Annotated in this window: 10 protein-coding genes and 1 pseudogene; 8 read left to right on the top strand and 3 right to left on the bottom strand. The window is 71.7% G+C overall.

The features are described 5' to 3' along the window. Window positions 1-667, bottom strand: a pseudogene (locus B100_RS0112745) (putative T7SS-secreted protein); the annotation flags it as partial. An 80-nt stretch (window positions 668-747) separates the two neighbouring features. Between B100_RS0112745 and B100_RS0112740 the strand changes: the two are divergent. Further along, complete coding sequence (locus tag B100_RS0112740; RefSeq protein WP_486585631.1) at window positions 748-1,929, top strand: DUF6183 family protein; 1,182 nt, start codon at window positions 748-750, stop codon at window positions 1,927-1,929. 36 nt (window positions 1,930-1,965) lie between these two features. Here the strand turns inward: B100_RS0112740 and B100_RS0112735 are convergent, their stop codons facing one another. Next, complete coding sequence (locus B100_RS0112735) at window positions 1,966-2,730, bottom strand: GntR family transcriptional regulator (RefSeq protein ID WP_024884825.1); 765 nt, start codon at window positions 2,728-2,730, stop codon at window positions 1,966-1,968. Between the two features lie 373 nt (window positions 2,731-3,103). On the opposite strand from B100_RS0112735, the gene B100_RS0112730 reads away from it, so the two are divergent. From B100_RS0112730 to B100_RS0112715, 4 genes are all read left to right on the top strand, one after another. Next, window positions 3,104-4,381, top strand: a complete 1,278-nt coding sequence (locus B100_RS0112730; protein WP_024884824.1) for an extracellular solute-binding protein — start codon at window positions 3,104-3,106, stop codon at window positions 4,379-4,381. A gap of 88 nt (window positions 4,382-4,469) precedes the next feature. Next, entirely contained in the window at window positions 4,470-5,456 is a 987-nt protein-coding gene (locus B100_RS0112725) for a carbohydrate ABC transporter permease (RefSeq protein WP_024884823.1), read from the top strand. Continuing rightward, on the top strand, window positions 5,453-6,286 hold the full coding sequence (locus B100_RS0112720) for a carbohydrate ABC transporter permease (RefSeq protein ID WP_024884822.1): 834 nt from the start codon (window positions 5,453-5,455) through the stop codon (window positions 6,284-6,286). Before B100_RS0112725 ends, B100_RS0112720 begins: the two co-directional genes overlap by 4 nt. Window positions 6,287-6,295: 9 nt before the next feature. Then, a complete protein-coding gene (locus B100_RS0112715; protein WP_024884821.1) occupies window positions 6,296-7,786 on the top strand; it encodes a glycoside hydrolase family 3 protein in 1,491 nt (496 codons plus the stop codon). Window positions 7,787-7,866: 80 nt separating this feature from the next. On the opposite strand, the gene B100_RS0112710 is transcribed toward B100_RS0112715, so the two are convergent. Then, complete coding sequence (locus tag B100_RS0112710; RefSeq protein WP_024884820.1) at window positions 7,867-8,457, bottom strand: YdeI/OmpD-associated family protein; 591 nt, start codon at window positions 8,455-8,457, stop codon at window positions 7,867-7,869. A 158-nt stretch (window positions 8,458-8,615) separates the two neighbouring features. Between B100_RS0112710 and B100_RS0112705 the strand changes: the two genes are divergently transcribed. From B100_RS0112705 to B100_RS0112695, 3 genes are all read left to right on the top strand, one after another. After that, entirely contained in the window at window positions 8,616-9,011 is a 396-nt protein-coding gene (locus B100_RS0112705; RefSeq protein ID WP_024884819.1) for a cell division protein SepF, read from the top strand. A gap of 172 nt (window positions 9,012-9,183) precedes the next feature. Continuing rightward, the gene (locus B100_RS0112700; RefSeq protein ID WP_024884818.1) at window positions 9,184-10,404 is read left to right on the top strand and encodes an ATP-binding protein; all 1,221 of its coding nucleotides are present in this window, start codon (window positions 9,184-9,186) and stop codon (window positions 10,402-10,404) included. Further along, window positions 10,397-10,759, top strand: coding sequence for a nucleotide pyrophosphohydrolase (locus B100_RS0112695; RefSeq protein ID WP_024884817.1), 363 nt, complete (start codon window positions 10,397-10,399; stop codon window positions 10,757-10,759). Before B100_RS0112700 ends, B100_RS0112695 begins: the two co-directional genes overlap by 8 nt. Window position 10,760 lies beyond the last annotated feature (1 nt).

The following is a 10,760-nucleotide window of genomic DNA, read 5'->3' as shown; positions in this document are numbered from 1 at the left end:
TCCCCGCGTCCGACGCCTCGTCGATCTTCGACTTCGCGTCCCGCGCCGCCTCCTCACGCATCTTCCGCGCGTCCGCGGCCATCTTCTTCGCCGCGTCCAGCGCGCCCTGTGCGGACGTGACGTCCGACTGCGCCTTCGTGTGCGCGCTCTTGGCGCTCTGCACGTCCCGGGTCGCGGCCCGCACCTTCGCCTCGTCCGGCTTGTCCGCGTCCGACTTCGACCCCGTCGGGTCGTCCTTGTACTTGTCGGCCTCCTTCGTCGCCCGNCCCACCCACGACTCCGCNGACGCCAGCTTCGACTGCGCCGACGTCAGATCCGCCTGCGCCTCACGCGCCTTCGCCANAGCCTTGTCCGCNAGCGCCTGCGCNCGCTCCAGCTTCGGCCAGTAGTCCGCGAGCGCGTCCCCGCACATCGCGTACGACTTCTCCAGCNTCTTCAAGTTCTTGGGAACGCCGGAGAACTCCTCCTTGAAGACGGTCGCCGACTTCCCCGCCCACTCCGCCAGCGTCCCCTCACCGGCCATCCCCTTGACCAGACGCAACGCCTCGGAGACGTCGTCGGCGAAGTCGTGCAGGAACCTCGCGAGCTTGCGCACCCGTTCCGGGTCACCGGGCGTGGGGTCCTTGTCCAGATCAAGGACATGCCAATCACTCGGCCGATGGTTCATGACTTCCCCCGTTGCCACTCTTCGTCCACGGAACGTGTGCGGGGCAAAGCTACTTGCTCCCGTCCTCATAGACTCGTGGGGTGAGCCACGACCACCTGACACCCGGTGACGACGCCTTCGATCCACGGCGGTGGGAAGAGGCCGGCCCCGAGGAGTTGACGCGTCTGGCCGAGCAGAGGCCGGAGGAACTGTACGAAGCGGCGGTGCGGCTGTGCCGCGGAGCGCCCGGTGGGGAGTTCGGAGGAACCCCGCAGACGCGGACCGCCGGGCGCATCGCCGAGGTGCTCGCCGACACGCGCTCGCGGGACTGTGCCGCGTATGCCGTGGACATCGTGGGCCGCCTGCCGCCTCAGGGGGCCGCGGCGCGTCAGGAGAGGGACCGGCTGCGACGTTCGGTGGCGGAGCGGCTGGCGAAGGCGCAGCCGCCGCGGCACCTGGAGCCCTTGTTCGTGGCGTTGCCGGACGACCCGCACGATCCGGAGGCCGAGACACGGGCCTGCATTCTCGGAGAGCTCGCGCTGACCGGTGCGGGGACCGGCCGACGCGTCCTGGACGCGTACACCGCGAGACTGCGCGAGCTGGGACACCCACTGACTCGGCTCCCCGGAACCCGGCTGGACGTCGAGCACCGGTTCACCGTCCGGGTGCGGGGCTTGGGACCGGTCAAGACCCCGCAGCAGCTTCGGGCGCGCTTCCCGGAGATGCCCCCGAGTGACCGCGGCGCGGTCGTGGGCCGTGGGGCCGCCGGGGTGCCCGACGACGGACGGGCTCAGGCGGCTGTGCGGCCGTTCACGGCCGGCGGGTGGGAGGGCGGGTCCGAGGCGCGTTTCTTCATGCTGCCGGAGCCGCTGGATCCGGACGCCTTCGGCATGTCCCTGCTTGAGGAACTCCCGTTGGACTGCCTGACGGTGGGGAACGGACGCCAAGGCACCGCGCTCGCCTGTGCGACAACACCCGACGACGTGCTCAACGAGCTCTTCTCGGCCGCGTACTACGGCGGGGTGAACGGACAGGGACAAGGCCGCGCGTACGCGCGACTGTACGCCTGGGACAGCCTGTACGCGCTGATGGGTCTGTCCGTCGACGTGCCGTTCCTCGAAGCGGTACGGGTCGCCGCCGATCACCGGTGGCTGCGCTTCATGGCCTTCACCGGCTGGTTCCACCACGACGCCGCGGACGTGGCCTTCGCCGTGCTCGACCCCACCCGTACCCGGGTCGCGGTGCTGGCGGCGACCGACACCGATCAGGATGCCCCCGGTTAGTCGGGGAAGGACGGCGGGAGGCCGGGGGAGGGCCGGTCAGGGCCCCGGTCGCCGCAGTCGCGCCGTGAACTTGTAGCGGGAGCCGCGGTACACCGACCGCACCCACTCCACCGGGGCTCCGTTCTCGTCCCGCGAGTGGCGGGACAGCAGCAGCATCGGCAGGCCCACGTCCGTGCCGAGGAGGCCCGCCTCACGCGGGGTGGCCGGGGAGGTCTCGATGGTCTCGTCCGCCTCCGCCGGCCGGACCCCGTACACCTCGGCGAGCGTGGTGTAGAGCGAGGTGTAGCGGGAGAGGTTGCGCCTCAGGCCGGGGAAGCGGCGGGCGGACAGGTGGGTCGCCTCGATGGCCATCGGCTCGCCCCCGGCCAGCCGCAGCCGCTCGATCCGCAGGACCCGGTCCTCCGGTTCCACCTCAAGCAGCGCCGCCAGCTCCGCGTCCGCCGGGACGTACCCGATGTCCAGGACGCGCGAGGCGGGGCTGAGCCCCTGCGCCCGCATGTCCTCGGTGTACGACGTCAGTTGGAGGGTGCGATACACCTTCGGCCGGGCCACGAAGGTGCCCTTGCCCTGGATGCGGTCGAGCCGGCCCTCGCTCACCAGCTCCAGCAGCGCCTTGCGGACGGTGGTGCGGGACGTGCCGAACTCGACGGCGAGCAGCCGCTCGGCCGGCATCGGGGAGCCCGGCGCGCGCTCGTCGGTCATCTGCAGCAGCCGCTGCTTGATGCGGTAGTACTTCGGCACGCGCTCCCGGTGGCCCGGCGCCCTCGTGTCGGCCCGGGCGCTGCTGACGTCCGTACTCATGACCTGCCTTCCGGCTGCGGTGTCCGGCGCGCGGACGGCAGGGGCCGGCCGCGGTGCACGTCGGCGGACCGCCAGGTATCGGCGCCGCACGCTCGGCGATCCCGTTATAACGGCGTGTCGTCAATATGGTCTAGTCCAACCTCGCAACACGTCCCTCTTTGGGGGGAGTTCTCCGCCCTCGTTTCACCCCCCGTTCCGTTATCCAGCCGTTCGTGGGCAACCCTTGACAGAGCCATAGGTCTAGGCCAAGCTCCCCTTGCTGGTCTAAACCATTTAGAGGAAGCCGGGTCCCAGCCCGCCGAGCTGTTGCGCCGTTGCGGGGGTCACCGCCGAGGGCGTGGGTGCGCAAGGCATTCCTGAGGAGGGGTGGCGCGTGAAGCGCAAGCTGATAGCCGCGATCGGGGTCGCGGGCATGTTGTTCTCCGTCGCTGCGTGTGGTGGCGACGACGGCGACGGCGGCAAGAAGGCCGGCGCGGACGGTTACGCCGGTCAGACGCTCACCGTGTGGGTCATGGACGGCTCCTCGCCGGACCAGTGGCAGAAGGACCTCACCGCCGAGTTCGAGAAGAAGACCAAGGCGAAGGTCAAGTTCGAGGTCCAGCAGTGGAACGGCATCCAGCAGAAGCTGACCACCGCCCTGTCCGAGGAGAACCCGCCGGACGTCTTCGAGATCGGCAACACCCAGACCCCGGCCTACGCCAAGACCGGTGGCCTCGCCGACCTCGCCGACCTCAAGAGCGAGATCGGCGGCGAGTGGACCGAGTCCCTCAACGAGTCGTCCGTCTTCGAGGGCAAGCAGTACGCCGCGCCGTGGTACTTCGCCAACCGCGTCGTCCTCTACAACAAGAAGGTCTGGGCGGACGCCGGCCTCAAGGACACGCCCAAGACCCGCGACGAGTTCTACGCCGCGCTCAAGACGATCGGCGCCAAGACCGACGCCGAGCCGATCTACCTGCCCGGCCAGAACTGGTACCACTTCGTCGGCCTGGTCGTCGGCGAGGGCGGCGAACTGGTCAAGAAGGACGGCGACAAGTACGTCTCCAACCTCGACGACCCCAAGGTCGCCAAGGCCGCCGAGACGTACAAGAAGTTCCAGGCCCTCTCCAAGGCCCCCAAGGACAAGGACGAGGCCACCCCGCAGCAGGGTGAGGTCTTCGCCAAGGGCAACGTCGGCGCCTTCATCGGCATGGGCTGGGAAGCCGGCATCGCGATCGAGGCCAACCCGGCCATCGAGAAGGAGATCGGCTACTTCACCATCCCCGGTGCCACGGCCGACAAGCCCGAGGGCGTCTTCCTCGGCGGCTCCAACCTCGCCGTCGCCGCGGGCAGCCAGAAGCAGGAGCTCGCCAAGGAGTTCCTGAAGCTCGCCCTCTCCGACAAGTACGAGGGCCAGCTCGCCAAGCTCAACGGCGTCATCCCCAACAAGGAGTCGCTGCAGGGCAACCTCAAGGGCAACGCCCCCGCCGAGGCCGCCGCACCGGCCGCCGCCGTCGGCGGCACCACGCCGCTGATCCCGGAGTGGGCCGCGGTCGAGAACGACCCCAACCCGGTCAAGACGTACCTGACCGCCGTGCTGAACGGCAAGTCCCCGGCCGCCGCCGCGAAGCAGGTCGAGGGCGAGTTCAACAAGCGCCTGGCGCAGCAGCAGTAACAGCGCACGCGCTCCGACCGGAGCGGGGACCGGCCGACGGGACGGTCCCCGCCCCGCGTTGAGCACGCCGAGAAGAGAGATCGCGAGCATGACCGTGCAGACCGAACGGCCGCCCTCCGGACCGGCGGACGTCCGCAAGTCGGGCGAGACCGCACCGGGCGGGCCCCCACCGAGAGCCGCGTCGCGGGCCGGCGCGCTCGCCCCGTACCTCCTGCTGCTGCCCGCCTGCGCGGCCACCGTGCTGCTGCTGGGCTGGCCGCTGCTGAAGGACCTGCTGCTGTCGTTCCAGAACCTCAACATGGCGCAGCTGATCCAGCACGTCACCGAGTGGAACGGCATCGACAACTACAAGGAGGTCCTCACCGGCGAGGACTTCTGGCGGGTCACCCTCCGCTCCATCCTGTTCACGGCCGTCAACGTCGCCCTCACCATGCTGCTGGGCGCCCTGGTCGGGCTGCTGCTGGCGCGCCTCGGCAAGCGGATGCGGCTCACCCTGATGATCGGCCTGGTCCTGGCCTGGGCCATGCCCGTGGTCGCGGCCACCACCGTCTACCAGTGGCTGTTCGCCCAGCGTTTCGGCGTCGTCAACTGGGTCCTGGACAAGCTCGGCTGGCACTCCATGGCCGACTACAGCTGGACCAGCAGCCAGATGTCGACGTTCTTCGTCGTCACCCTGCTGATCGTGTGGATGTCCGTACCGTTCGTCGCGATCAACCTCTACGCGGCGACCACCACGATCCCCGGCGAACTGTACGAGGCGGCCGCCCTGGACGGCGCCGGCGCCTGGCGCAGCTTCACCACGGTCACCCTGCCGTTCCTGCGGCCGTTCCTCTACGCCACGACGTTCCTGGAGATCATCTGGATCTTCAAGGCGTTCGTCCAGGTCTTCACCTTCAACGGCGGCGGCCCCGACCGGCTCACCGAGATCCTGCCCGTCTACGCCTACATCGAGGGCGTCGGCAACCAGCACTACGGCATGGGCGCGGCGATCGCGGTGCTGACCATCCTGATCATGCTCGGCCTGACCGCGTACTACCTCAGGATCGTGCTCAAGCAAGAGGAGGACGCGCTGTGAAGCGCTCGCTCTTCGGCCGTGTCTGGCCCAACGCCACGGCCCTCGTCGTGTTCGTCGCCTGCCTCTTCCCCGTGTACTGGATGTTCGCCACGGCCCTGAAGCCCACCGGCGACATCATCGCCGAGGACCCGGTGTGGTTCCCGACGAACGTCACGTTCGAGCACTTCGCGACGGCGGTCGACGCCGACCACTTCTGGACGTACGTCCGCAACTCGCTGACCGTCACCTGCCTGGCCGTCGTCTTCTCCCTGGCCATCGCGCTGGCCGGTTCCTTCGCCCTGGCCCGCATGCGGTTCAAGGGGCGGCGCGGCTTCATCGTCGGCTTCATGCTGGCCCAGATGGCGCCCTGGGAGGTCATGGTCATCGCGATCTACATGATCGTGCGGGACGCCTCCATGCTGAACAGCCTGGTGCCGCTGACGGCCTTCTACATGATGATGATCCTGCCCTTCACCATCCTGACGCTGCGCGGCTTCGTCGCCGCCGTGCCGAAGGAGCTGGAGGAGTCGGCGATGGTCGACGGCTGCACCCGCGCCCAGGCGTTCCGCCGGGTCATCCTGCCGCTGCTCGCGCCGGGCCTGATGTCCACCTCCATGTTCGGCTTCATCACCGCGTGGAACGAGTTCCCCCTCGTCCTGGTGCTCAGCAAGGAGTCCGGCGGCGCGCAGACCCTGCCGCTGTGGCTGTCCAGCTTCCAGACCCAGTTCGGCGACGACTGGGGCGCGACCATGGCCGCCTCGTCCCTGTTCGCCGTCCCCATCCTGATCCTCTTCGTCTTCCTGCAGCGCAGGGCCGTCAGCGGCCTCACCGCGGGCGCCGTGAAGGGATAACGCCACCCGATGACGACATTCACCACCGGCACCGACACCCTCACCCGGGACGCGCTCGCCGTGCTGCAGCCGGGCTTCACCGGCACCACCGCGCCCGACTGGGTCCGGCGCCGGCTGGCCGAAGGCCTCGCCTCCGTCGCCCTGTTCGGCCGGAACGTCGCCGACCCCGGTCAGGTCGCCGCCCTCACCGCACAACTGCGGACCGAACGGGACGACCTGCTGGTCGCGATCGACGAGGAGAGCGGTGACGTCACCCGCCTCGAGGTCCGCACCGGCTCCTCCTTCCCCGGCAGCCACGCCCTCGGGGCCGTCGACGACCCCGCCCTCACCCGGCAGGTGGCCCGCGAACTGGGCCGTCGGCTCGCCGAGTGCGGTGTCAACCTCAACTGGGCCCCGTCCGCCGACGTCAACGCCAACGCCGACAACCCGGTGATCGGCGTCCGCTCCTTCGGCCACGACACCGCCCTGGTCGCCCGGCACACCGCCGCCTACGTCGAGGGCCTGCAGTCCACCGGCGTCGCCGCCTGCACCAAGCACTTCCCGGGCCACGGCGACACCAGCGTCGACTCCCACCACGCGCTCCCGCAGATCGACCTCGACGCCACGACGCTGCACCAGCGCGAACTGCAGCCGTTCCGCGCGGCCATCGAGGCCGGCACCCGGGCCGTGATGACCGCGCACATCCGGGTGCCGGTGCTCGACCCGGACCGCCCGGCCACCCTGTCCCGGCGCATCCTCACCGACCTGCTGCGCGGCGAACTCGGCTACGACGGCCTGATCGTCACCGACGGCATGGAGATGGGCGCCGTCGCGGACACCTACGGCCTCGAACACGGCGTCGTCCTGGCCATCGCGGCCGGCGCCGACGCGATCTGCGTGGGCGGCGGACTCAGCGACGAGGGCACGGTGCAGCGCCTCCAGGACGCCCTGGTCGCCGCCGTGCGCTCGGGTGAACTGCCCGAGGAGCGGCTCGCCGACGCCGCCGCCCGGGTCCGCTCCCTCGCCGAGTGGACCACCGCCATGCGCCGCTCACCCGCGTCCGCCGGGGACCCCGCGCCGGAGATCGGACTGGCGGCCGCCCGCCGCGCGGTGACCGTCACCCGCGGCGCCGGTCCCGCACCGGTCACCAGGCCCGTGTACGTCGCCACGTTCAGCCCCGCCCCGAACATCGCGGTCGGCGCGGAGACGCCGTGGGGCGTCGGGACGGAACTGGAGCGGCTGCTGCCGGGCACCGTCACGGGCCACTTCACCGGTCCGGACGCCGGAGCGGAGGCGCTCCGCGCGGCGGGGGGCCGGAGGGTCGTCGCCGTGGTCCGCGACGAGCACCGGCACGCGTGGATGGGCGCGGCCCTCGACACCCTGCTCGCCGCGGAACCGGACACGGCGGTCGTGGAGATGGGCGTCCCCCAGGCCACGCCCCGCGGCGCCCTGCACATCGCCACACACGGCGCGGCCCGCGTCTGCGGGGTGGCGGCGGCGGAGGCACTTCTCGCGGGCTGACCGCCCCTGTGGGCGGCGCCTCCGCAAACGCCGGAGGGGCTGAATCCAGCCCCTCCGGCGTTTGCGGAGCCCCGGGCCGGTCACGGGTACAGCTTCTCGCCTGCCGCCAGCATGGTCACGAACTTCTCGATACGTGCCGCACGCGTCTGCGCCCGCTTCGCCTCCTCGACGCGGTGCAGGATCGAGTAGCGGTTCCTGCTGTCCAGCGTGTCGAAGAACTCACGGGCGGCGGGCCGCGCGTCCAGCGCGGCCCGCAGGTCGTCGGGGACGGTCGCCGTACGCTGACTCGCGTACGCCGCCTCCCACCGGCCGTCCGCCTGCGCCTTCTCCACCTCCCGCAGGCCCGCCGGCCGCATCCGGCCCCGCGCGATGAGGTCGAGCGCCTTCTGCCGGTTGACCGCCGACCACCTGCTGCGCGGGCGCCGGGGCGTGAACCGCTGGATCCAGTGCGTCTCGTCCAGACTCTTCTTGTGCCCGTCGATCCAGCCGTGGCACAAGGCCGACTCCAGGGCGGTGGCGTAGTCGATGCCGGGAAGCCCCGATCCCTTCCGCGGAATCCTCAACCACACCCCCGCCGTGTCCCCTTGATGCTCCTCCAGCCACCTCTCCCAGTCCTCCTGGGTGTCGAAACCGAGCACCGGGCCCGTCCCACCGTCCGTCTCACCAGCCATGCGCTCATGCAACCCGCACGCGGAGCCGGGGTCAACGTCTGGCGTCCGTCCGGGGGTTGTCCGCCGAGGGATGGCGGAGCGTGTCGTTATTGGGCCGAACGGGTGACCATGGGTAAGAATTGGCTGATGCAGACAGTCAGCGCGACAGGGGACGGAGCATGCCGGTGAGCAGCCACGATGTCACCGACGAACAGTGGGAGGGGCTCGCCCAGGTCGTGCCGTTGCGGGGCCGCGACGCGTGGCCGTCCGCGGTGGGCCACCGCGCCCTGCCGGAGGCCCCGACGGAGGCGCGGCGCCGCTTCGTCGTCCTGCGGGTGAACGTCTTCGCCGACGCCCGCGAGGTCGCCGAGACCCTGATGTCCGGGATACCCGTCCTGCTGGACCTGACCGGCGCGGAGTCCGACGTCGCCAAGCGCGTCCTGGACTTCAGCACGGGCGTCGTCTTCGGACTCGCCAGCGGAATGCACCGGGTCGACCGCAACGTCTTCCTCCTCACCCCGGCCGGCACGGAGGTCACGGGTCTCATGGAGGGCGTGGGGGCACCGGGGGCGTGACGGGCCCGGCCCGGGGCGCGCACGGGCGCGCACGGACGCGTGCGGGCGCGGTCCGAGGGGCGCGTGCGGCGCGAGGGTGCGGGCGTTCCCGAGGGGCGTGTGCCGTCCGTCCGTGGGAATGACCCGGCGACGGAACGGTTCGCCGGGGTGAGGAGCGTTTAGCGTCCGGCGCATGACCCCGCCGCCCCCGCCCCAGCCGGTCGCGACCACCTTCCCGCGGCCCGCCGCACCGCTCACACACGCACCCGCGGACGCGGGACGGGCGACGCGGCGGCCCGGACTGCCACGGGTCACCGAACTGCTGCTCTCCGCCTTCGCCGGACACCGCGGCACCACCCTCCGCCTGGGCGACCTCACCCTGCTCGCCGGGCCCAGCGGCAGCGGCAAGACCAGCGCCCTGCGCGCGTACGAGGCGCTGGCCCGGCTGGGCGGCGGGGCCGAGCTGGGCGAGGCGTTCCCGGAGCCCGCCGCCTGCGTGCCGGAGTGGGCGCGCGCCGACGCCCAGCGCCGCCGGGGCTTCCGTATCGGCTGCACCGCCGACGGACCCGAGGGGCCGGTCCGGCTCGAGGTCGCCGTGCAGGCCGAACCCGAACTGCGGATCGTGGGGGAGCGGCTGTCCGCGGACGGCCTGATCCTCCTGGAGACCGCCCTGCGCGACCCCCGGCGGCGCGCCGTCCAGGCAGCCTGGCACACGGCGGGCGCCACCGCCGTCACCCGTGGCCCCCTTCCCGACGACCGCCTCGGCACCGCCCTGCTGCCGCTGCGCGTGGCCGGTACGACCGCCGGTCAGCTCCGGGTGCTCGCCGCGGCCGAGCAGATGCTGGTGGCGCTGCGCTCCGTCTTCCCCTGCGACCCCCGCCCCGAGCGCATGCGCGACCCCGTCCCGGGCGGCACCGGCCGGCTGCTGGGCGGCTGCGACAACCTCGCCGACGTCCTGTGGCGCACCCGAGCCGAGTGCACCCGGCGGCACGGGCTCCTCGTGGACGCCGTACGCGTCGGCTGCGCCGGGACGGTCGCCGACCTGCTCGCCGAGCCCTGTGACGGGGGCCGCCTGGTGCGTGCCCTGTTCGACCGGGGGAACGGCACCCGCACCGAGCTGCGCCGGCTCGGCGACGGCGAACTGCGCTACACCGCCCTCGCGCTGGTGCTGCTCACCGGCCCCGGTGTGCTGGAGACCGACGTGCCCGGCGAGGTCCCGGCCGCGCTGCGGTGCCTCACCGTCCTCGCCGACGGTCTGGACCGGTCCCTGGACCCGGCGCAGCGCGCGGCCCTCCTCAAGCTGGCGGCGCGGATGTGCGAACGCGGGCACATCCGCCTGACCGGTGCGGTGAGCGACGCCACCTGGGCCGCCGGGGTGCCCGGCGCGACCGTGGTACACCTGAGGCGTGACTGATCCGCACGACGAGGAGACCCGCCCCGACGACCTGCCCGGGCTCCAGCGCCGCCTCGCCGCATTCGCCGCCGCGCGTCACTGGCAGCCGTACCACACGCCCAAGAACCTGGTCGCCGCGCTCGGTGTGGAGGCCGCCGAACTCCAGGAAATCTTCCAGTGGTTGACGCCGGAGGAGTCCGCGCGCGTGATGGACGACCCGGACACCGCGCACCGCGTCACCGACGAGGTGGCCGACGTCCTCGCCTACCTCCTGCAGTTCTGCGAGGTCCTCGGCGTCGATCCGCTGGACGCCCTGGCCCGCAAGATCGAGCGGAACGAACACCGCTTCCCGGTCCCGGCGCCCCCCGAGACCTAGG

This window comes from Streptomyces sp. CNH189, from assembly GCF_000527195.1.
The sequence above is the reverse complement of the archived record's forward strand: the minus strand, read 5'-3'. Positions and strand labels throughout refer to the sequence as shown.